Source organism: Bradyrhizobium sp. IC3123 (genome assembly GCF_020193625.1).
GTDB lineage: Bacteria > Pseudomonadota > Alphaproteobacteria > Rhizobiales > Xanthobacteraceae > Bradyrhizobium > Bradyrhizobium yuanmingense.
Map to the genome: position 1 here is coordinate 219,649 of NZ_JADYVF010000006.1, position 21,743 is coordinate 241,391.

23 protein-coding genes and 1 other RNA gene are annotated in these 21,743 nt (G+C 64.5%); 7 read left to right on the forward strand and 17 right to left on the reverse strand.

What is annotated here, in order from left to right:
- Positions 1 to 106 precede the first annotated feature (106 nt).
- From I6F20_RS21650 to miaA, 7 genes are all read right to left on the reverse strand, one after another.
- Entirely contained in the window at positions 107 to 709 is a 603-nt protein-coding gene (locus I6F20_RS21650; protein WP_036006650.1) for a LysE family translocator, read from the reverse strand.
- An 8-nt stretch (positions 710 to 717) separates the two neighbouring features.
- Positions 718 to 1,593, reverse strand: a complete 876-nt coding sequence (locus I6F20_RS21655; protein ID WP_036006618.1) for an EamA family transporter — start codon at positions 1,591 to 1,593, stop codon at positions 718 to 720.
- Between the two features lie 49 nt (positions 1,594 to 1,642).
- Positions 1,643 to 2,338 carry a class I SAM-dependent methyltransferase gene (locus tag I6F20_RS21660; protein ID WP_036006616.1) on the reverse strand — a complete coding sequence of 232 codons (696 nt, stop codon included), beginning with the start codon at positions 2,336 to 2,338 and terminating at the stop codon, positions 1,643 to 1,645.
- A gap of 3 nt (positions 2,339 to 2,341) precedes the next feature.
- The gene (gene ilvN / locus I6F20_RS21665) at positions 2,342 to 2,884 is read right to left on the reverse strand and encodes an acetolactate synthase small subunit (RefSeq protein WP_018640841.1); all 543 of its coding nucleotides are present in this window, start codon (positions 2,882 to 2,884) and stop codon (positions 2,342 to 2,344) included.
- 22 nt (positions 2,885 to 2,906) lie between these two features.
- The gene (locus I6F20_RS21670; protein WP_225127751.1) at positions 2,907 to 3,878 is read right to left on the reverse strand and encodes a threonine dehydratase; all 972 of its coding nucleotides are present in this window, start codon (positions 3,876 to 3,878) and stop codon (positions 2,907 to 2,909) included.
- Between the two features lie 4 nt (positions 3,879 to 3,882).
- Complete coding sequence (locus I6F20_RS21675; protein WP_036025002.1) at positions 3,883 to 5,658, reverse strand: acetolactate synthase 3 large subunit; 1,776 nt, start codon at positions 5,656 to 5,658, stop codon at positions 3,883 to 3,885.
- Positions 5,659 to 5,985: 327 nt separating this feature from the next.
- On the reverse strand, positions 5,986 to 6,927 hold the full coding sequence (gene miaA / locus I6F20_RS21680; protein WP_225127753.1) for a tRNA (adenosine(37)-N6)-dimethylallyltransferase MiaA: 942 nt from the start codon (positions 6,925 to 6,927) through the stop codon (positions 5,986 to 5,988).
- Positions 6,928 to 6,938: 11 nt separating this feature from the next.
- Here miaA and serB point away from each other — a divergent pair, with 11 nt between their 5' ends.
- Positions 6,939 to 7,844 carry a phosphoserine phosphatase SerB gene (gene serB, locus I6F20_RS21685; protein WP_074448134.1) on the forward strand — a complete coding sequence of 302 codons (906 nt, stop codon included), beginning with the start codon at positions 6,939 to 6,941 and terminating at the stop codon, positions 7,842 to 7,844.
- A gap of 144 nt (positions 7,845 to 7,988) precedes the next feature.
- On the opposite strand, the gene I6F20_RS21690 is transcribed toward serB, so the two are convergent.
- The 10 genes from I6F20_RS21690 to I6F20_RS21735 all read right to left on the reverse strand — a co-directional run bounded on the left by I6F20_RS21690 (position 7,989) and on the right by I6F20_RS21735 (position 17,483).
- Entirely contained in the window at positions 7,989 to 9,506 is a 1,518-nt protein-coding gene (locus I6F20_RS21690; RefSeq protein WP_225127755.1) for a Do family serine endopeptidase, read from the reverse strand.
- Between the two features lie 144 nt (positions 9,507 to 9,650).
- Positions 9,651 to 9,857 (reverse strand): DUF2065 domain-containing protein, encoded by a 207-nt coding sequence (locus tag I6F20_RS21695; protein ID WP_025038031.1) that lies wholly within the window; start codon positions 9,855 to 9,857, stop codon positions 9,651 to 9,653.
- Positions 9,858 to 9,929: 72 nt separating this feature from the next.
- Positions 9,930 to 10,826: a protease modulator HflC gene (hflC, locus tag I6F20_RS21700; protein WP_109144931.1), complete on the reverse strand. Its 897-nt coding sequence runs from the start codon at positions 10,824 to 10,826 to the stop codon at positions 9,930 to 9,932.
- Positions 10,823 to 11,959: an FtsH protease activity modulator HflK gene (gene hflK, locus I6F20_RS21705; protein WP_225127757.1), complete on the reverse strand. Its 1,137-nt coding sequence runs from the start codon at positions 11,957 to 11,959 to the stop codon at positions 10,823 to 10,825. Before hflK ends, hflC begins: the two co-directional genes overlap by 4 nt.
- Positions 11,960 to 12,112: 153 nt before the next feature.
- Positions 12,113 to 12,622, reverse strand: coding sequence for a dihydrofolate reductase (locus tag I6F20_RS21710; RefSeq protein ID WP_225127758.1), 510 nt, complete (start codon positions 12,620 to 12,622; stop codon positions 12,113 to 12,115).
- A complete protein-coding gene (locus I6F20_RS21715) occupies positions 12,622 to 13,107 on the reverse strand; it encodes a GNAT family N-acetyltransferase (protein WP_036006580.1) in 486 nt (161 codons plus the stop codon). Before I6F20_RS21715 ends, I6F20_RS21710 begins: the two co-directional genes overlap by 1 nt.
- A 5-nt stretch (positions 13,108 to 13,112) precedes the next feature.
- On the reverse strand, positions 13,113 to 13,907 hold the full coding sequence (locus tag I6F20_RS21720; RefSeq protein WP_036024977.1) for a thymidylate synthase: 795 nt from the start codon (positions 13,905 to 13,907) through the stop codon (positions 13,113 to 13,115).
- A gap of 173 nt (positions 13,908 to 14,080) precedes the next feature.
- Entirely contained in the window at positions 14,081 to 15,061 is a 981-nt protein-coding gene (locus tag I6F20_RS21725) for a tripartite tricarboxylate transporter substrate binding protein BugD (protein ID WP_036006574.1), read from the reverse strand.
- Between the two features lie 138 nt (positions 15,062 to 15,199).
- Positions 15,200 to 16,714, reverse strand: coding sequence for a tripartite tricarboxylate transporter permease (locus I6F20_RS21730; RefSeq protein ID WP_036006571.1), 1,515 nt, complete (start codon positions 16,712 to 16,714; stop codon positions 15,200 to 15,202).
- Between the two features lie 7 nt (positions 16,715 to 16,721).
- Positions 16,722 to 17,483 (reverse strand): tripartite tricarboxylate transporter TctB family protein, encoded by a 762-nt coding sequence (locus tag I6F20_RS21735; protein ID WP_036024976.1) that lies wholly within the window; start codon positions 17,481 to 17,483, stop codon positions 16,722 to 16,724.
- A 601-nt stretch (positions 17,484 to 18,084) separates the two neighbouring features.
- On the opposite strand from I6F20_RS21735, the gene ssrA reads away from it, so the two are divergent.
- The 6 genes from ssrA to I6F20_RS21765 all read left to right on the forward strand — a co-directional run bounded on the left by ssrA (position 18,085) and on the right by I6F20_RS21765 (position 21,710).
- Positions 18,085 to 18,451: a transfer-messenger RNA gene (gene ssrA, locus I6F20_RS21740) on the forward strand.
- Positions 18,452 to 18,566: 115 nt separating this feature from the next.
- Complete coding sequence (locus tag I6F20_RS21745) at positions 18,567 to 19,085, forward strand: SspB family protein (RefSeq protein WP_036006568.1); 519 nt, start codon at positions 18,567 to 18,569, stop codon at positions 19,083 to 19,085.
- A gap of 88 nt (positions 19,086 to 19,173) precedes the next feature.
- A complete protein-coding gene (gene fumC / locus I6F20_RS21750; RefSeq protein ID WP_036006596.1) occupies positions 19,174 to 20,607 on the forward strand; it encodes a class II fumarate hydratase in 1,434 nt (477 codons plus the stop codon).
- Between the two features lie 275 nt (positions 20,608 to 20,882).
- Positions 20,883 to 21,071, forward strand: a complete 189-nt coding sequence (locus tag I6F20_RS21755; RefSeq protein ID WP_036006566.1) for a DUF4169 family protein — start codon at positions 20,883 to 20,885, stop codon at positions 21,069 to 21,071.
- Positions 21,068 to 21,319 (forward strand): ribbon-helix-helix domain-containing protein, encoded by a 252-nt coding sequence (locus I6F20_RS21760; RefSeq protein WP_025038043.1) that lies wholly within the window; start codon positions 21,068 to 21,070, stop codon positions 21,317 to 21,319. The genes I6F20_RS21755 and I6F20_RS21760 overlap by 4 nt, the downstream gene beginning before the upstream one ends.
- Positions 21,320 to 21,434: 115 nt before the next feature.
- Positions 21,435 to 21,710: a FeoA family protein gene (locus I6F20_RS21765; protein WP_036006563.1), complete on the forward strand. Its 276-nt coding sequence runs from the start codon at positions 21,435 to 21,437 to the stop codon at positions 21,708 to 21,710.
- The last annotated feature ends 33 nt before the right edge of the window (positions 21,711 to 21,743 follow it).

The following is a 21,743-nucleotide window of genomic DNA, read 5'->3' on the forward strand; positions in this document are numbered from 1 at the left end:
TCGGCCAATGGTCAGTGTCCGAAGGGTGAAATTTGCGGATTTCGGGGGCTGTCTAGAGCATTTTCAGCCCTGAGGGAAACCCGTTTCTGCATGGAAATCCGCGACATCATGCATCCATGAAAACGGGGTAGAGGGAGGCCAGCAGCAGGATCGCCATCAGGATGTTGAAGGCGCGGACCAGCCGCTCGGAAGTCAGAACCGGCCGCAATGCGGTACCGAATAGCGCCCAGACTACCGTCGAGACCGTGCCGACGACGAGGCTGATCACGGTCTGAATGGCGATGTTGAGCGGGAATTGGGCGATCGCCGCATAGGCAGTGATGGTGCCGATCACGATCACCCAACCCTTGGCATTGATCCACTGGAACATGGCCGCGCCCCAGAAGGTCATGGGGCCGCGGCCATTCTCCTCGCCCGGCTTGGCCGGACCGGCCATGGCGATCACAGCGGCGAGATAGATCAGATAGGCGGCACCGGCATATTTCAGGATGGTCTGGAGGATCGGATAGGCCAGGAACACGGAGCCGAGCCCGAGGCCGACCGCGGCGACCATGAAGGCGAAACCGAGCACGATGCCGACGATGTGCGGGATGGTGCGCCGGAAGCCGTAGGTCAGGCCGGAGGACAGCAGCATGATGTTGTTCGGCCCGGGCGTGAAATACATCACGACCATGAAGACGAGGAAGGCGTAGAGCAGCGAGTAGGTCATCATCACCCTCACGCAGTCTTCGGTAGAACTTGCGGGCGCTTCGCCAGCACCATCACGGCGATCCCAAAGATCACGGTCAGCATGCCGGCGAGGCGCAGCGGCCCGAACCGTTCGCCGAACACGATGCTGGAGGCCGCCGAGCCCACGAACGGCACCAGCAGTGCGAACGGCACCACTTGTGCAGCCGGATAGTCGCGCAAGAGGCGGCCCCATAGCCAATAGGCGATGCTGGTGGAAATGCCGCCGAGCATCAGCATGCAGAGCGCCGATGTGAGCGACATGTGCGTCAGCGACGTCCAGGTCGGCGCCGGACCGTTGGCGATCAGCGCCAGCACGAACAGCGGCACGGCCGAGGCGAGACAGAGCCAGGCGAAGAGATCGAACATCGGCACGCCGCGGGCGCCGCGCAGCAACAGATTGCCGATGGCGAAGCTGAGCGGCGAGACCATCAGAACCGCGAAGGCGCCGACGCTGAAATCATAGCCGACGGTGCCGCAGATCATCAAAAGGCCCGCCGCGGCAACGACGATCCCCAGAGTCTGCACCGGCGTCGGCCGCTCACCGAACGCGAGCGCGGCAAAGCCGATCGTGAACAGCGCCTGGCTCTGCACCACGACGGAGGTCAAACCCACCGGCACGCCGTGGGCGATACCATAGGCCTGAGACAGGAACTGGCCGAGGAACAGCGTGAAGCTGATCGCGACCAGCAGTGACCAGGCGACCTTCGGCTTGGAAATGAACAGGCACGGCACCGCGGCGATGGTGAAGCGTAACGCCGTCATCAACTCCGGCGACAGCTCGTCGAGCGCGATCCGGCTCGCCACGAAGGCAAGCCCCCAGATGATCGCCACCATGACGGCGATGAGGATGTCGGCCGGCTTCATTGTTGTTTCCGGTTCTGCTTTGTCTCGCAGCCCTGTTTGTTGTTCTGGTCTAGCCTTGCTCGCCGGCTTTCGGTTTCCGCAGCAGATACGTGCCGTGCATCGGCGCGTGGTAGTCGGCCGCGACCAGGGTGAAGCCGACGTCGGTCAGCATCCGCTCCATCACCCAGCCGAAGGTGGAATATTCATCGCGCATGTGAGTCACCACGCCCTCGCGGGAGAAATCGTGGTTCTTGATCTGGAAGTCGGCCCATTGCTCGACGTCACGCTCGATCGCGTCGGGCATCGATGAGTAAACGATGTCGCGGAGATAAAATGTCGCCCCGGGCTTGAGGGCGCGAAAAATCCGCGACATCGCCACCGCCTTCCAGAAATCCGGCAGGTGGTGCAGCGTGAACTCGCTGACGATGAGATCGTAGGATTCTGGCCGGTAGGCGAAGCTGAGCAGGCCGGCGGATTGGGTGCGCACGGGCGCCTTGCGGTCGCGGGCGTAGATCTCGGCGAGCGCCAGCATGGCCGGCGAAATGTCGATGGCGTCGACGTCGGCCCCCATCAACGCCGCTTCGGTGGCGAGCACGCCGTTGCCGCAGCCGATATCGGCGATGCGCCAGCCGCGCTGGACCCCGAGCATCTTCAGCGCGGCGCGCGCGCGCAGATCGGCATCGTCATGGTTGTCGTAGATCGAGGCCACAGCGGGCTCGATCCCCATCCGGTTCCGCTCGTTGTAGTACCAGTCGCGCGCCAACATGGCTCACATCCCTTCAGGCCCGCGACCTATCGCGGCAACACCCGTGCGCGACACCTCGACGAGGCCGAGCGGGCGCATCAGATCGATATATTGATTGATCTTGTCCGTATTGCCTGTGATCTCGAACACAAAGCTCTCGGTGGTGGCGTCGATCACACGGGCGCGGAACGCATCCGCCAGCCTGAGCGCCTCGACCCGATGCTCGCCTTGCCCGCGCACCTTGACCATCGCCAACTCGCGCTCGATCGAGCGCTTGGTCTGGGTCATGTCGACGACCTGGTACACCGGGATCATGCGGTCGAGCTGGTTCTTGATCTGCGCGATCACCATCGGCGTGCCCGTGGTGACGATGGTGATCCGCGACAGATGCTTCTGGGCCTCGGTCTCCGAGACCGTGAGGCTCTCGATGTTGTAGCCGCGCCCCGAGAACAGGCCGATGACGCGCGCGAGCACGCCCGGCTCGTTCTGCACGAGCACCGCAAGCGTATGCGTCTCGTTGGGATCGTGACGGTCCTCGATGAAATAGGCGGATGCGGGCTGGTTCATTGTCGTCCCCTCTGTCTCTCCGTCACGCCGTCGCCGGCGCATCCGTCCCGACCCAACGGCGGAACAGATCGAAATCGATATTGCCGCCGGACAGCACGAGACCGACGCGCTTGCCCTTCAGCTTGCTCTTTTCCTGCAGCGCCGCCGCCAGCGCGGCAGCACCGGCGCCTTCGGCGAGATTGTGCGTGTCGGTCCAATAGGCGCGGATCGCGAGCGCGATCTGATCGTCCGTAACCTGGACGATGCGCGAGGCGCCCTTGCAAACAAGCGCAACAGCTTCCGCGTCCGGAAAGCGTGTCGCCACGCCATCGGCCAGCGTGTTACTGGTCTCGGTCGTTACGACCTTGCCGGCCGCGAACGAAAGCGCATATGACGGCGCCTCGGTCGATTGCACACCTATGATCTCCGTCTTCAGGCCCAGCAAGTCGCGCACCAGGATGCAGGCGCTGATACCGGAGCCCTGCCCGATCGGAACGTAGAGCACGTCGAGATCGGGCACCGCGCGGAACAGTTCCAGTGCGTAGGTCGCCACCCCCAGCACGAGGTCAGGGTGGAACGACGGCACCATGTGCAGGCCTTCGAACTGCGCGCGGCGCCCGGCTTCTTCGCGCGCCAGCTGGAAATCGTCGCCGTGCTCGACCACATCGGCGCCGAACGCGCGCATGGCATGGTTCTTCTCAACCGAATTGCCTTTTGGCACGTAGATCACGGCGGGCACGCCGTGACGCCGCGCCGCGAAAGCAAGACTCTGGCCATGATTGCCGCGGGTGGCCGAGATGATGCCCGGCACGTTCGGCCGCTCTCGCTTCAGCCGATCGAGATAGACCAGGCCGCCACGCACCTTGAAGGCGCCGGTCGGCGTGTGGTTCTCGTGCTTGACCACGACCGCGGTGCCGAGCCGGCGGCTGAGCAACGGCCAAGCATGCGCCGGCGTCGCCGGCACCGCCTGCCCCACGATCGCATGTGCGCGCTCGAGTTCGTTCAGGTCGAACATGGCGTCACACCAACGCCTTGCCGCCGGCGAATGCCTTCGCAGTCGCCTCGTCGTTGGCCTGCTCCGGCAGCAGCATCTCGTTGTGGGCCTTGCCGGAGGGGATCATCGGGAAGCAGTTTTCGAGCGCCGCGACGCGGCAGTCGAACAGCACCGGGCGCTTGACCGAGATCATCTCCTTGATGGCGCCATCGAGATCGGCCGGCTTGTGCACCTGAAGCCCGACGGCGCCGTAGGCCTCCGCGAGCTTGACGAAATCCGGCAGCGCTTCGGAATAGGAATGCGACAACCGGTTGCCGTGCAACAGCTGCTGCCACTGGCGCACCATGCCCATGTACTGGTTGTTCAGGATGAAGATCTTGATCGGCAGCTCGTACTGAACCGCCGTCGACATCTCCTGCATCGTCATCTGCACCGAGGCATCGCCGGCAATGTCGATGACGAGGCTGTCGGGATGGGCCACCTGAACGCCGACCGCGGCCGGCAGGCCGTAGCCCATGGTGCCGAGACCGCCCGAGGTCATCCAGCGATGCGGCTCCTCGAAGCCGTAGAACTGCGCCGCCCACATCTGATGCTGGCCGACCTCGGTCGTGATGTAGGTATCCTTGCCGCGCGTCTGCTCGAACAAGGCCTGGATCGCGTGTTGCGGCAGGATGACGTCGCTGCTCTTCTTGTAATAGAGCGAGTTGCGGGCGCGCCATTGCGCAATCTGCTGCCACCACGACTTGATGTCGGGCTTCTTCGCCTCCGCCTTGAACACCTGGAGGATGTCGCCGAGGACGTTGCCGCAATCGCCGATGATCGGCACGTCGACGCGGATGTTCTTGTTGATCGAGGACGGATCGATGTCGATGTGGATCTTCTTCGAGCCGGGTGAAAACGCATCGACGCGGCCGGTGATGCGGTCGTCGAAGCGCGCGCCGACGCACAGCATGACGTCGCAATCATGCATGGTCATGTTGGCCTCATAGGTTCCGTGCATGCCGAGCATGCCGAGCCAGTTCTTGCCCGACGCCGGATAGGCGCCGAGGCCCATCAGCGTCGAGGTGATCGGGAAGCCGGTGACCTCAACCAGCTCGCGCAACAGGTGGGTCGCCTCGGAGCCGGAATTGATGACGCCGCCGCCGCTGTAGATCACGGGACGCTTGGCGTTCGCGAGCAGCGATACCGCCTTGCGGATCTGCGTCGCATCGCCCTTCACGCGCGGCGCGTAAGAGCGGTGCACGTCGGACTTGCGCGGGGGATGGTAGGTGCCGGTGGCGAACTGCACGTCCTTGGGAACGTCGACCAGCACCGGGCCCGGACGGCCCGAGGTGGCGACGTAGAAGGCCTCATGCAGCACCTTGGCGAGATCGTTGACGTCGCGCACCAGCCAATTGTGCTTGGTGCAGGGACGCGTGATACCGACAGTGTCGCATTCCTGGAACGCGTCGTTGCCGATCAGATGCGTCGGCACCTGGCCGGAGATGCAGACCAGCGGGATCGAGTCCATCAGGGCATCCGTCAGCGGCGTCACCATGTTGGTGGCGCCGGGGCCGGAGGTCACCAGCGCAACGCCCGGCTTGCCGGTGGAACGCGCATAGCCCTCGGCGGCATGGCCCGCGCCCTGTTCGTGGCGGACGAGGATGTGCTGGACCTCGCTCTGCTGGAAGATCTCGTCATAGATCGGAAGCACCGCGCCGCCGGGATAGCCGAAAATGTCGGTCACGCCGTGATCGATGAGTGCGCGGACGATCATCGCGGCGCCCGTCATCTGGTTCGGATCGTGGCTCTTGTCGCTCATTGGCTTGCTCCGGATGCGCTGTTGTCAGCGGCTTCGTTCGTGTCGGGTTCGGGAAATAAAAAAGGCCCCGAAGAGGGCCCATGCACACCGCCTGTCATGTGGATGGCAGCTAGCCACCCCCGGCGGTGTGCCTGGGTACGACGGCAATAAGGAGTTTGGTAATAATGTTACGCATGGCGGCGCTCGGCTTCCCAAAGGTTGCGCGAAACATAGCGGCCAAACCTTGGATGTCAAGGCAATGCGGCCGTTCCCGCGCGATTTCGGCAGTGTAGCGGTGTTCCCCGGGTTCGGCGAGAGGTAAATTCGGGAACCCGGCACAAAAGCGCGTCAGTCGGTGCGCCGTTCCGCCGGCACGGCCGCGGCGAGCCATCCGCTCGCTTGCTCCGGCCTCACCCATTCGAAGTCCGGCAGCTGGTGCCGGAACCAAGTGAATTGCCGCTTGGCGTAATGGCGGGTATCGGCGCGGCCAATGTTGGCGGCCTCCTCCAGGCTGAGCTCGCCGCGCAGGTGCCGGATCAAGGATGGCACGCCGTGGGCCTTCATGGCCGGCAGCAGCGGATCAAGATGCCTGGCGGCGAGCCGCTCGACCTCCTCGAGCGCGCCGGCGCCCAGCATGGCATCGAAACGGGCATCGATGCGGGCATAGAGCTCGTCACGTTCGGGCGCGAGGAAGACCGCGCGAAATCTGTCCTTGGGCAGCAGCGGTGGCTGTCCCTCCCGCTGCCAATCGAGCAGCGAACGGCCGGTTGCCTCGATCACCTCGAGCGCGCGCGCGATGCGGGTGCGGTCGCGCAGGTTCAATCGCTCGGCCGCGCGCGGATCGCGGCCTGCGAGTTCCGCGTGCAGCGCTTCGACGCCGTTCCGTTCCAGCCGCGCGCGCACATCCTCGCGCAGCTCGGCAGGGATCGGCGGCACCACGGAGAGACCTGTGGTCAGCGCCTTGAAATAGAGCCCGGTGCCGCCGATGAAGATCGGCAGCCGTCGCTGAGCCCTCGCCTCGTCGAGCGCCTTCGCCGCATCGCTTACCCAGGCACCGGCCGAGAAATTCACGGCGGCATCGACGTGGCCATAGAGCCGATGCGGCACGAGCGCCTCGTCCGCTGCGGTCGGCCGCGCCGTGATGATGCGGAGGTCACGATAGACCTGCATGGAATCGGCATTGATGACGACGCCGCCGGCGGCGCGCGCAAGCTCGAGCGCCAGCGCCGACTTGCCGCTGGCGGTCGGGCCTGCGATAAGCACGGCCTCGCTGGAATACCCCTCGCTCACGAAAACCTCAAATGTCCCTCGTCGCCACGCTGATCTGCAACCCTGACAATCCCGCGCTCGACTCGACCATCGTCGATGGCGCCCGCGCCGTGCTGCCGCAGGCGGCGCCCGCGCACTGGCTGTTCGACGGGGTTGCGGTCGACATCCCCTTCGGCGCGGACAGTAACCTCGAAGGCGACCGCAACGCCATCGAGCAGCGGCTCCGCGAGCTCCGCGGCGATTTGCCGATCGACATCGTCGTGCAGCCTGTCGGCTTCCGGCGCAAGAAGCTTTTTCTCGCCGACATGGATTCCACCATGATCGGCCAGGAATGCATCGACGAGCTCGCCGATTTCGTCGGGGTCAAGGCGCATGTCGCTGCCATCACCGAGCGTGCGATGCGCGGCGAGATCGAGTTCGAGCCGGCGCTGCGCGAGCGCGTCGCGCTGCTCAAGGACCTGCCCGCCAGCGCGGTCGACGAAGTCCTGGCCAAGCGCATCACGCTGACGCCGGGCGGCCGCGAGCTGGTCGCCACCATGCGCGCGAACGGCGCCTATACCTGCCTCGTCTCTGGCGGCTTTACGCTATTCACGAGCGCGGTCGCCGCCAAGATAGGTTTCCAGGAGAACCGCGCCAACGAGCTCGTCGTGCGCGACGGCAAGTTCACCGGGGAAGTGAAGGAGCCGATCCTGGGCCGCGCGGCGAAGCTCGCGACCTTGGTGGACCTGATGGAATCGTTCGATCTCGACGACATCGACTCGGTCGTGGTCGGCGACGGCGCCAACGATCTCGCGATGATCCAGGCCGCGGGTCTGGGCGTGGCCTATCACGCCAAGCCGGCGGTGGCTGCCGCCGCGGCCGCGCGGATCGATCACGGCGATCTCACCGCGCTGCTGTATGCGCAGGGGTATCGGCGGGACGAGTTCGTGGAGGGGTAAAGCCTCCCCTCTCTCTGTCATCGCCCGCGAAGGCGGGCGATCCAGTATTCCAGAGACAGCGAAGCTAGAACCGAGAAGCCGCGGCGTACTGGATGCCCCGCCTTCGCGGGGCATGACAGTTGAATGTGGCGCGAACAGCGCCCACTACTGCACGCTCAGCGCGACGAACCGCAGCTCGCCCTCGCCGTTCGAGACCAGCAGCAGCACCGATTTCTTGCCGTCCTTCTTGAGCTGATCGACCCGCTTCTGGATGTCGCCGCCACTCGACACCGCCTCCTGCGCCACCTCGACGATGACGTCGCCGGCGGACAGGCGCTTCTCGGCGGCATCCGAATTGGCGTCGACATTGGTGACGACCACGCCCTTGACGCTGTCCTTGATCTTGTAGCGCGTGCGCAGATCCTTGCTCAGCGTTGCGAGATCGAGGCCGAGCGCCTTCTGCGTCACCGGCTTCTCCGGCGCCGGTTCGTCGGTCTTCACCGCTGCCTGCACCTTGTCGGGATCCTGCAGGCGGCCGAGCGTGACCTTCTTGATCTCTTCCTTGCCCTTGCGGATGATGACGACGTCGACCTCCTTGCCGACCGCGGTGTCGGCGACGACGCGGGACAGGTCCTTCGGGTCCTTGACGTCCTTGCCGTCGAACTTGACGACGACGTCGCCGGGCTCGATGCCGGCGGGCTTGGCCGGGCCCTTGTCGTCGACACCGGCGACCAGCGCGCCCCGCGCGGGCTTGATGTTGAGGCTTTCGGCGATCTCGTCGGTGACGCTCTGGATGCGCACGCCGAGCCAGCCGCGGCGCAGCTCGCCGAACTGGCGGAGCTGGTCGACGACGCCCACCACCGTCTTCGACGGCACGGCAAAGCCGATGCCAATGGAGCCGCCGGACGGCGAGATGATCAGCGTGTTGACGCCGATGACGTCGCCGTCGAGATTGAACAGCGGGCCGCCGGAATTGCCGCGGTTGATGGATGCGTCGGTCTGGATGTAGCTGTCGTACGGCCCGGAGGAGATGTCACGGTTCTTGGCCGAGACGATGCCGGCAGTCACCGTGCCTCCCAGGCTGAAGGGATTGCCGATTGCGACCACCCAGTCGCCGAGGCGCAGCTTGTCGCTATCGCCGAACTTGACCGCGACCAACGGCTTCGTCGGCTTGATCCTGAGCACAGCGAGATCGGTCTTCTTGTCGACGCCGACCAGCTCGGCCTTGATCTTGGTGCCGTCGTTGAGGATGACGTGGATCTCGTCGGCGTCCGCAATGACGTGGTTGTTGGTGACGACGACGCCCGCGGTGTCGATGATGAAACCGCTTCCGAGCGAATTGGTCTTGCGCGGCGCGCTGTTCTCGCCGCCCTTGCTGCCGCCGCCGGGCCCTCGGCGGTTCTTGAAGAAATCGTCGAAGAACTCTTCGAAGGGTGAACCGGGCGGCAGCTGCGGCATCGAGTTGCTGCCCCCGCCCTTGGCTTCGACGTTCTGCGAGGTCGAGATGTTGACGACCGCGTCGATCACCTTCTCGGCGACGTCGGCGATGCCATCCGGTCCACGCGCATGGGCCGGCGCGCCGAACGCGCTGCAAGCACCGATGGCGAGCGCAACCAGCCCAAGTCGAACACCAAATCGCGCGCGGCGGCGCGAGCAGGACGGGGCATTGGTGGCAGCGGTCATTGTGATCTCCAGGCGAAAGGGATTCGGCGCCAGACTGCGCTCGAACGGGGGCGCGGCGCAAGCGCGGAGCTTAACGAGCCTCAAGAGCCCGATAATACGGCGAAAACCAGTCTGGCGCCTTCACTTTGGCGTTGGGCCGAAGGCCTAAATCGGGCGCCGCATAACCCAGATCAGGACCAGGCCGGCCACAGCCGAGCCGATCCCGACCGCCCGCAGGATGTTGTCCGGCGTGGCGATGGCGCTTTTCATGGCTTTGCGCATCCAGTTTGGACTGGCCGCGAACATCAAGCCTTCGAGGACGAACAGGATGCCTAGGCCGATGAGGAAGTCGGCGAACGCAATGGACCTCATCGGAATGGAACCTCCCGCTATGCTGTTCTTGTCTGGACGAAGGGCGGCGAAATCCGCCGCCCTTTGTCTGGCTTACGGCTTCGCCTGCGTCTCGGTAGGCGTCCTGCCGGAGGGGCTACCGAAGTACCGGAAGAAATCCGACTCCGGCCGGAGCAGGAAGCGGGTATCGTTCGAACGCAGCCCGTTCTCATAGGCCGTCATCGACCGGTAGAACGCGAAGAAGTCGGCGTCCTTGCCGTAGGCTTCTGCAAACAGGCGGTTGCGTTCGGCATCGCCCGCACCACGGGTCTGCTCAGCCTGCGAATTGGCCTCAGCGATGATGACGGTCGCCTCGCGGTCGGCCCTGGACCTGATCTCCTGGGCCTTCTGCCCACCCTGTGCCCGGAACTCGGCGGCCTCGCGCTCACGCTCGGTCTTCATGCGCAGGTAGACCGCCTGGCTGTTCTGCTCCGGCAGGTCGGCGCGGCGGATCCGGACGTCGACGACCTGAATGCCGTAGCCATCGGCCTCGCGGTCGAGCTGGTCGCGAATGCGCAGCATCAGCTTCTCGCGGTCGTCGCGCACCACGTTGATGAAGGTGACCTCGCCGAGCACGCGGCGCAGCGCCGCGTTTAGGAGCGTGGTGAGCTGGATGTTGGCAGCCTGGATCGAGCCGACGCTCTGATAGAAGCGCAGTGCGTCCTTGATGCGGTAGCGCGCGAAGGCGTCGACCACGAGCCGCTTCTGGTCGGAGGCGATTGCCTCCTGCGACGGGTTCTCCAGATCGAGAATCCGCTTGTCGATGTTGATCACCGAGTTCCAGGGCGCCTTGAAGTGCAGGCCGGGCGCGGTGACGACGTCGACCGGCCTGCCGAACTGGAGCACGATCGTCTGCTCGGTCTGCTGCACGGTAAACAACGACATATAGCCGACGATCACGACGAACAGGAGGGAGAGCAGCGTGACAAAACCTGTGACCGGAGACTTCATCGGGTGCCTCCGCTGGACTGCGGACCGGTCGTAGGTGGCCGCTTTGGCGCCAGTTCGGGAAGCGGCAGATAGGGCACGACGCCCTGGCCCGAGGGGCCACCGTCATAGACGAGCTTGTCGGCCCCGCCGAGCACGCGCTCCATCGTCTCCAGGTAGATCCGTTCACGCGTCACGTCGGGCGCCTTCTTGTATTCCTCGTAAACTTTCAGGAAGCGTGCACTCTGGCCCTTGGCCTCGGCGACAGCCTGTTCCCTGTAACCTTCGGCATCCTGCTGGATCTTGGCCGCGCGTCCACGCGCCTGGGGGACAACCTGGTTGGCATAGGTCTGCGCTTCGTTCTGCAGCTGCTCCTGATTGGCGCGGGCCGCCTGGACGTCGCGGAAGGCGTCGATCACCTGCGCGGGCGGATCGACCTTCTGCATCTGCACCTGGGTGATCTGAATGCCGGCACCATAGCTGTCCAAAGTCCTCTGGATCAGCTCGTGCACGTTCTGCTCTGTGACGTTGCGCGCTCCGGTCAGGATCGGCTGGATCTGAGACCGGCCGATCACCTCGCGCATCGCACTCTCGGCGACCGCCTTCACGGTACCCTCGGGGTTCTGGATGTTGAAGAGGAAATCACCGACACCGTCCGGCTTGATGCGCCAGAGCACGGTGAAATCAACGTCGACGATGTTCTCGTCGCCGGTCAGCATCAGGCTCTCTTCCGGCACGTCCCGAATGGAGCGGCCGCGCCGCGCCGGATCCTCGATCACCGTCATGCCGATCGAGGTGGTGTTGACGCGCAGCGCCTTCGGCAGCAGCACGGTCTCGATCGGATAAGGCAGATGATAGTTCAGACCCGGCTGCACGGTGCGGACGTGCTTGCCGAAACGCATCACCACGCCGAGCTCTTCGGACTGCACGCGGAAGAAGCCCGACAGCAGCCAGAATGCGACGATCAGCAGAATGATCAGCGTGATGCCGACGCCGGAGAAATAACCGCCCGGCATGATCTGCTGGAGGCGGTCCTGGCCGCGCCGCAGAAGGTCTTCCAGATCCGGCGGCCTCGGCCCGACCGGTTGCGGGCCTGAGCCCCACGGTCCCTTTGGACCCGAGCCCCACGGGCCACCGCCCTGATTCTTCCACGGCATTCGACGTTCTCCTCGGCAGGGTGGAATTGCCACCGCCCGCTTTGTCCGGTCCGGCTTTATAGGGGACAGGCAAGTCCCTTACAACGCAGCCCTGACCGTCTTCCGAGCTATGCTCGGGCACGAAAAAGTCAATGTAAACATTGGCAAAAGCGGTTAATGGCCGCGCCGCCGACGATATGTCACATAGGACAGGTCGGCGCTGTCGTCGGGGCCGGCCGGATGGCGGATGCGTTCGACCTCGTCCCATTCCGCCTTGTCGATTTCAAAATGCGTGTCCCCTTCTGGGCGCGCGTGCACTTCGGTGATCTCGAGACGATCGGCACGACCGAGCCATTGCCGGTAGATCTCGGCGCCGCCGATCACCGCGATCTCAGTGACCGAACGCCGCAGAGCGTCGCCGCGCGCGACTGCCTCCGCATCCTCTGGCGATGTCGTGACGATGGCCCCATTGGCGCGATAGGCCGGATCGCGCGTGACCACGATGTTGGTGCGGCCCGGCAGCGGCCGGCGCAGGGTCTCGAAGGTCTTGCGGCCCATGATCACAGGCTTGCCGATCGTCAGCGCCTTGAAGCGCGCCATATCGGACTTCAATCGCCACGGCATCGCATTGCCCGCGCCGATGACGCCATTCTCTGCGATGGCGACGACGAAGACGATCTCCATCAGGCAGAGCTCCCGGCAAGCTGGGTCAGCGCAGGCCCGGTGACCCGGCACAGCGTCCAGTCGTCCATCATGACCGCGCCGATCGACTTGTAGAACGCGATCGAGGGTGCGTTCCAGTCGAGGACCGCCCATTGCAGGCGCGACCAGCCGCTGTCGACGCATTCCCTGGCGAGATAGGCCAGCAGCGCCTTGCCGAGGCCCTTGCCCCGATGCGACGGCCGCACATAGAGATCTTCGAGATAGATGCCGTGACGGCCGCTGAAGGTGGAGAAATTGAGAAACCACACCGCGAAGCCGACCGGCTCACGGTTCCACTCCGCGATCGCGCAATAGAGCTGCGGCCTCTCGCCGAACAGCGCGTCGGCGATGTCAGCCTCGGTCGCTTCGACCTCGTGCGACAGCTTCTCGTACTCGGCGAGCTCGCGGATGAAGGAGAGAACGAGCCCGGCTTCCTCGGGCCGTGCACGGCGGATGGTGAGCGACATAGGCGCTAGACCGCCACGTCCGCCTTGATGTGCGGATGCGGATCGTAGCCGACGAGCTCGAAGTCTTCGTAGCGGAAAGAGAAGATGTCCTTTACCTCAGGATTGATCCGCATCACCGGCAGCGCGCGCGGCGCGCGGCTGAGCTGCAGCCTCGCCTGCTCCAGATGGTTGGAATAGAGATGAGTGTCGCCGAGCGAGTGCACGAAGTCGCCGGGCTTCAGGCCTGTGACCTGCGCGACCATCATGGTGAGCAGCGCGTAAGAGGCGATGTTGAAGGGCACGCCGAGAAACACGTCGGCCGACCGCTGATAGAGCTGGCAGGACAGCTTGCCGTTCGCGACATAGAACTGGAACAGCAGGTGGCAGGGCGGCAGCGCCATCTTCTCGACGTCGGCCGGATTCCAGGCGGTGACGATCAGGCGGCGGGAATCAGGCGTGCGCTTGATCATGTCGATGACATTGGCGATCTGGTCGATGCTGCGCCCGTCGGCCGCGGGCCAGGAGCGCCATTGATGGCCGTAGACCGGGCCGAGATCGCCATTGGCGTCCGCCCACTCGTCCCAAATGGTGACGCCGTTGTCGCGCAGATATTTGATGTTGGTGTCGCCCTTCAGGAACCAGAGCAGTTCATGCACGATCGCCTTCAGCGGCAGCCGCTTGGTCGTCAGCATCGGGAAGCCGGCCGACAAATTGAAGCGCATCTGGTGGCCGAACACCGAGAGCGTGCCGGTGCCGGTCCGGTCGGTCTTCTCGGCGCCGTCGGAAAGAATCCGCTCGAGCAGGTCCTGATACTGGTGCATGTTGCGACTGAGCCTTTGGGGAGGCGGCGAACTTAACGACACCCCCCGCGCTACGACAGCGGCGATTCGCTGTCGCCGTCGATTATACCCGGAAAAGTGAGTGTTCCCGGCACAAACGGCAAGGGGCGGAACTCAGCGTTCCGCCCCTCGCCTAGCGCCTTGATCGCCTTCGCTTAATTCGCCGGCTTGAGCACCGGGCTCCACTTCGCGATCTCGCTCTTGACGAGGGTCGCCAGCGCCTCCTGGGTTCGGTCCTTCGGCGCGGGGATGACGCTGCCGAGCTCGAGCAGGCGCTTCTTCACCGTCTCGTCGTCGAGCGCCTTGACGGCGGCGGCGTTCACGCTTGCCACGATCGCGGGCGAGGTTCCCTTGGGCGCGAACATTGCGTTCCAGGCCTGAGCCTGGAATGCCGGCAGGCCGGCTTCCGCCGTGGTCGGCACGTTCGGCAGCGACGGGTTTCGTTCGGCCGTGGCGATCGCATAGGCCTTGATGGTGCCGGCATTGATCTGCGGGACGGCGTTGACGATCTGGTCGCACATGTAGTCGACCTGACCCGCCACCAGCGCGTTCATCGCAGGTCCCGTGCCGTTGAACGGCACGCCGACGGGCTTGATGTCGAGGATGGAGTGGAGGAGTTCGCACGAGACGTGCGAAACCGAACCGACGCCTGCATGCGCGGCATTCACCTTCTCGGCATTCGCCTTCACATAGGTGACGAACTCCTTGAGATCCTTCGGCGGAAAGTCCTTGCGCGCCAGGATCAGGATCGGCGTGCCGGCCAGCAATGCGATCGGCTCGAAGTCCTTCTCGGGGTGATAGGCCAGCTTCGGATAGAGCGGCACGGAGGCGGCATGCGTGCCCATATGCCCGGTGATCAGCGTATAGCCATCGTTGGCCGCACGCGCGGCACGCGTCGTGGCGGTGGTGCCGCCGGCACCGACCACGTTCTCGATGATGATGCTCTGCCCCAGCGTTTGCGCCATGTGCCCGGTGACGATGCGTGAGATCACGTCAGTCGGCCCGCCGGCTGCGAACGGGACGATCACGGTAATGTTGCGCGTCGGATAGGTCTGCGCCTCAGCCGTTGCGATGAAGGCGCCCAGCGATGCTATCGCTGCTGCACATGCGCCTGTAAGCGCGCGAATGAACGTCATGGCGATCCTCCCTTTGGACACAATAAAATGCCGGCCCAAAGGCCGGCATTTCCATTTCACAAAGCCGTAACACAAGTCGATTCGACTTCCGAATGCGGCGCGCCGACGCAGGACCGAGCCGACTCGGCGCGCACGACCTCAGTTCTCGGACTCGGTGAACACCTCGTCGCGCTTGGCGCGCAATACAGGTAGCACCGTAAGGACGAGCAGGCTTGCCGCGACCGCAAGCAGCACCGCCGACAACGGGCGCGTCAGGAACACGCTCCAGTCGCCACGCGAGATCAGCAGCGCCCGGCGCAGGTTCTCCTCCATCAGCGGTCCTAGCACCATGCCGAGCAGCAACGGCGCCGGCTCGAAATCGTGCTTGATCAGCCAATAGCCGACGAGACCGAAGACGCCCGCGAGGATGACGTCGACCGGCGCGTTGTTCACCGAATAGATGCCGATCGCGCAGAAGATCACGATCGAGGGGAACATCAGCCGATAGGGCACGCGCAACAGCCGCACCCAGATTCCGACCAGCGGCAGGTTGATGATGATCAGCATCAGATTGCCGATCCACATCGAAGCGATCATGCCCCAGACCAGATCCGGCTGCTTCTGCATCACCTGCGGACCGGGCACGATGCCGTGGATGGTCATCGCGCCCACCATCAGTGCCATCACCGCGTTCGGCGGGATGCCGAGGGTGAGCAGCGGAATGAACGAGGTCTGTGCCGCGGCATTGTTGGCACTCTCCGGCCCCGCCACGCCCTCGATCGCGCCGCGGCCGAACCGGGACGGGGTCTTTGAGAGCTTCTTCTCGAGCGTGTAGGCCGCGAAGGACGCGATCACCGCGCCGCCGCCGGGCAGGATGCCGAGGATCGAGCCGAGCACGGTGCCGCGCAGGATCGGCGGCGTCGCATCGCCGAGGTCCTTCCTGGTGGGCATCAGTCCGGTGATCTTCTGCTGCACCAGATCGCGGTTCATTTCGGCGCCGTGGTCGAGGTTGCGGATGATCTCGGCAAAGCCGAACACGCCCATCGCCACGGTCGCAAAGCCGAGACCGTCGGCGAGCTCGGGAATGTTAAAGGCCATGCGCGAGGCGCCGGTCTCGATGTCCGAACCGACCATTGAGAGCAGCAGTCCAAACACGATCATCGCAATCGCCTTCAACACCGAGCCCTTGGCCAGCACCACCGCGAAGATCAGGCCGAGCACCATCAGCGAGAAATATTCGGCCGGACCGAACGCCAGCGCGAGTTTCGTCAGCGGTGCGCCGAGCAGTGCGATCAGGATGGTCGCAACGCAGCCGGCGAAGAACGAGCCGATCGCGGCGATCGCGAGCGCCGGACCGGCGCGGCCCTGCTTGGCCATCTGGTGACCGTCGATGGCGGTCACGACCGATGTCGCCTCACCGGGTATGTTGACCAGGATCGACGTGGTCGAGCCGCCATATTGCGCGCCGTAATAGATGCCGGCGAGCATGATCAGCGCGCCGACCGGCGGCAGCCCGAAAGTGATCGGCAGCAGCATCGCGACGGTGGCGATGGTGCCGATGCCAGGGAGAACGCCGACCAGCGTTCCGACCAGGGCGCCGATCAGGCACATCAACAGGTTGATCGGGGTGAACGCGACGGCGAAGCCGTGAGCAAGATTGGCAAAGATATCCATCACGCCCTCACTGGATCAGGAAACGCGGATACATCGGCATCGGCAGCCCGAGCACATAAGGAAACAGGATTGCGCAGCCGACCGTCAGGCAGGCGCCGACGATCACCGCTTCCAGCCAGCGCGTCTCGTGCGAGCCCGTCGCCGCGATCATGAAGCTCGAGAAGGCCGTGACAACGAGACCGAGGGACCGGATCGACAGGGCGAAGAACAGGATCGCCGCCACCACGAACAGCGGCCCGCGCCAGGAATAATGCGCAAGCGCCGGTCCCGCCGTGATCAGGCCGGTCAAGGCGATGCCGGCAGACAGGGCAACCAGCAGCCCGCCGAACATACGTGGCGCAGTGCCCGCACCGAAGGAGAAGCCACGCATGCCCTGCAAATCGCTCGATGCCCACAGCGCAAACAGGGCAACGGCCATCAGCACGACGCCGCCGACATAATCTTGCGCCGAGCGGATGGTCATAAACAGCGTGAGGATCGCCACCGCAAACAGCGGATAGGAATAGATCAGCGCCAGCAGCACCTCGGACGACATCTTCTTGGCGCCGCCGCCGAATGATCCGAAGAGGGCGCTCGGCGCGCCGGCCAGCAGCGCCGTCGCATGACCGGTGACGACCGCCGCCGGACCGCGGCCGGTCCCCCAGCCGAAAATCGTCCCGATCGACCAGATCAATTCGAAAATCTGCGGCGCAATCGCCAGCAGACAAAAGCCGAGCGCCACCCGGGTGTTTCGGGTGGCCGTCGCTGAGTGGCCCATCGTGTCGGCCATGCCTGTCTCCTCCGCGACCTGTAAGTCACGAGCACTGTTGTTCTAAATCGGCTGGAACTGGATACCCGCCCGGATCACTGCCTAGCGATTTTCATCAGACAATGCCAGCAAAACCCAACACGCCGCGGCAAGCAAAAGCCAGAGGGGATTGATGCGCGAGATGGACGCGACCACTGCAACCATCGCGGTCAGACGCAGTGCAGCAATTGCTGGATCGGCCCGATTAACGTCACGATAAGCGTTCGGACCTGGCAAGTCCTGCGAGGTCGGACCGGTGTCCTGGTCGGCCTCTGGTGCTTCGCCTCAACCGCGGTGCAGTGGGTCTCGCGCACTGCCGGCGCAGCGGCGACGGCGAAGAGCGAGATCGGGCCGAAGTGGAGATCAGCGCCTAGTCGGCTTGCGGCTCGTCACGCTGCTACTTTCCGCCGCAGGAAATTGAACGTCGCTGAGACTGACATTGTCCGTTCGCTGGAGCAGCAGCGTTTCATTATGCGCAAGGATTCGGCACATCGGGCTGGCGACCTCTGGCAAAGGCCAGAGCCGCGATAGGCCCGGCACTCCGAAGCCTATCCAAAGGGAACCGCGGGATCGCGCCTCCAACCCTCTGTTTTTCGAAAGCTTTGCCCCCTATATTGGGGGTGCCGGTTCGCCGGCTATGGAAATAAACGGTCGTCGCAATAAACCATTCGGACCCGGGGGCGGTACCCGGCGCCTCCACCAAAGCCCACCATCGGGCGTGCTCGAAGCTGGGCTTTGGCGGGGGCGAAATAGGATCGACGAGGGCGTAAAGGGCGTACTTTTTCCCGGTATTGTTCCGCCGTTATCGGGCTACTGCAATAGTTGCCAACGACAACTTTGCTCCGGTTGCTCAGGCTGCGTAACGCAGTTTGAAAGACCACTCTAAAGTCCTAGCGGGTTAAGCTCCGCTAGGCGGGGTTCGGAGGCACCTGGCAACAGAAGCCTCCACTTTACTCTTTGATTCTTCCCCGGCGGGGACTCCTGCTCGCCCGTCAGGCGCGGTACTATTGCGGCTTGGCGAGTCGGATCGGCAGGGTCCGGCTGCTTGGATGCAACAGGACCACCATGGCGACCGATCATATCCGATACGATGTGCTGGCCCGCGATGCGCTGCGCGGCGTGCTGCGGAAGGTGCTGACCGATGCCGCAGCCCATGGCCTGCCGGGCGAGCATCATTTCTTCATCACCTTCGTGTCCAAGGCCGAAGGCGTGAAGCTCTCGCCGCGGCTGCTCGCACAATATCCGGAGGAGATGACGATCATCCTCCAGCACCAGTTCTGGGACCTGACCGTGCTCGAGGATCGTTTCGAGGTCGGCCTGTCCTTTGGCGGCATTCCGGAGCGGCTGGTGGTGCCATTCAGTGCCATCAAGAGCTTCCTCGATCCGTCCGTGAAGTTCGGCCTCCAGTTCGACACCTCCGACGTCGCCGAGGTCGCGCCGGACAATCTGCCGGCAGCACCCGCGCCATCGGCCGTATCGGTCCCGGCACCTGCCGCGGAGAAGCCGGAAGCTGCCGACGAGTCGCCGCCGCCGAGCCAGGGCGGCGCCGAGGTCGTGCGGCTCGATCGTTTCCGCAAGAAATGATCTAGGTTGGGCGCAGAGCCATCGCGCCCGGCCAACTGTCTATATAGAAGAGCACATGAACAGGCTGTGCGGCGTTTCGCGCGGCAGAATGGATGTGCTCATGGCCAAAGCGTCCCGCTCGAAGACTGCCCGCCCCGCAACCCGCACCGAGACCGACAGCTTCGGTCCCATCGAGGTCGCCGCCGACCGCTATTGGGGGGCGCAGACCGAGCGCTCGCGCCAGAATTTCCGCATCGGCACCGACCGCATGCCGATCTCGCTCGTGCATGCGCTCGGCATGGTCAAGCTCGCCGCCGCGCAGTCCAATCTCGAGCTCGGCCTGCTCGATCGGCGCCGTGCCAACGCCATCATCCGCGCTGCGCGCGAGGTGATCGAAGGCAGACTTGACGACCATTTTCCGCTTGTCGTGTGGCAGACCGGCTCGGGCACCCAGAGCAACATGAACCTCAACGAGGTGATTGCCAACCGCGCCAACGAGCTGCTCGGCGGCGAGCTCGGCGCCAAGAAGCCGGTGCATCCCAACGATCACGTCAACATGAGCCAGTCGTCGAACGACTCCTTCCCGACCGCGATGCACATCGCCGCGGCAAGCCGCATCAATGCCGATCTCATCCCTGCCCTCGGCGAGCTGCTGCGCGCTTTGCGCAAGAAGGAGAGGGAGTTTTCGAAGATCGTGAAGATCGGCCGCACCCATACCCAGGATGCGACGCCGCTGACGCTCGGTCAGGAATTCTCCGGCTATGCCGCGCAGGTCGAAAGCGGCATCGCCCGGCTCAAGATCGCGGTGAAGGACCTCTATCCGCTGGCGCAGGGCGGCACAGCCGTCGGCACCGGTCTCAACTCGAAGCCGCGCTTTGCCAAGCTGTTCGCAAAGCACGTTGCCGGGATTACGAAGCTCCCCTTCACCAGCGCCGCCAACAAATTCGAGGCGCTGGCCTCGAACGATGCCTATGTGCTGGCGCACGGCGCCATCAATTCGGTCGCGACCGGCCTGTTCAAGATCGCCAATGACATCCGCCTGCTCGGCTCCGGCCCGCGCTCGGGCCTCGGCGAATTGATCCTGCCGGAGAACGAGCCCGGCTCCTCGATCATGCCGGGCAAGGTCAACCCGACCCAGTGCGAGGCGATGACCATGGTGTGCTGCCAGGTGTTCGGCAATCACACCGCGATCACGGTCGCCGGCAGCCAGGGTCATTTCGAGCTCAACGTCTACAAGCCGGTGCTGGCCTACAACATGCTGCATTCGATCCGCCTGATGGCGGATGCCGCGCGCTCCTTCACCGAGCATTGCGTCAGCGGCATCCGCGCCGACGAGAAGCGCATCAAGGAGCTGATGCAGCGCTCGCTGATGCTGGTGACGGCGCTGGCTCCGAAGATCGGCTACGACAACGCCGCCAAGGTGGCCAAGACGGCGCACGCCAACGGCACCACGCTGAAGGAGGAGGCGCTGCGGCTCGGCTTCGTCTCGGCCGACGAGTTCGACCGCCTGGTGCGCGCTGAGAAGATGATCAGCCCGGGATGATTCCGAATTCCGATAGCCATCCGTAATGATACGGACGCTCGGCGCCCAAAAATATGCGGTTTTGGGGGCGGGATTTGATTACCGTCAATGTTGCGGCGGGGCGGCGTGTTACGCAGCTCCACTGCCCTCGACGGGGCGAAATTCATCGTTTGATGGCCCAAGGGCCGATTGACGAGGACGAGCGAATGGCGATCAAGTCTTCTGCGGCGCAATGTGGCGCCCTGTTTCTGAATGTTTCATCCTGCCTGAAGAGGAGCGGATGATGGAGACGCGGCATGGGGAACGTCATCAACCTGAATCGTTTCAGGAAGCGCGTCGAGCGGGAAGCCTCGGCGAAGCAGGCGGACGCCAACCGGGCGAAGTTCGGGCGCACGAAGGCGGAACGGTCGTCCGAGGCGAAGCGGGCGGACCAGGCCAAGGAGAATCTGGACCAGCACCGGATCGATCGCGAGGAGCAGCCATGAAGTCGCCGGTCGTGAAACGATCGATCGTCGTCGCCGGCCACAAGACCAGCGTCAGCCTGGAAGAGGCGTTCTGGAACGGCATGAAAGAGATTTCCGGCCTGCGCAACATGACGTTATCCGAGCTGGTCGGCGAGATCGACAACAACCGCCAGCAGGGCAATCTGTCGTCGGCGATCCGCCTCTTCGTCCTGGACTACTTCAAGAGCCGCGCCATGGCCGCCCAGCCGGACAAGGTCCCGGCCCAGTAGCCGTCGGGGGCGCCCGCGACGGCGCCCCGGCCTCTGCACTTTAAAATCGCTCTAAGGTGCAGCTTCGGCGCGCGGGCACGCTTGACCTCAATGCCCGGCGTTGAAAATACAGGGCATGACCGATACCACTGATACGCGTTCGCACATGCCGCTGGGTCTGGCCCAGCGCGGCTATACCGGCGTCATCCAACACCTTGCCGCCAAAGAGGCTGGCTCGGCGCTTTCGGACGTCGAGCTCGAGAGCCGCCTGATCGAACTCGGCTTCGTCGAGGGCGCCCGGGTCGAGATCCTGCATGAGGGGTTGGTCGGGCGCGATCCGATCGCGGTGCGGGTCGATAGCACCACGATCGCGGTCCGCCGTCGCGAAGCCATGGCCATCATCGTCGCCTGACGCGCGACCGCAATCTGCCCCGCAGGCCCTTGA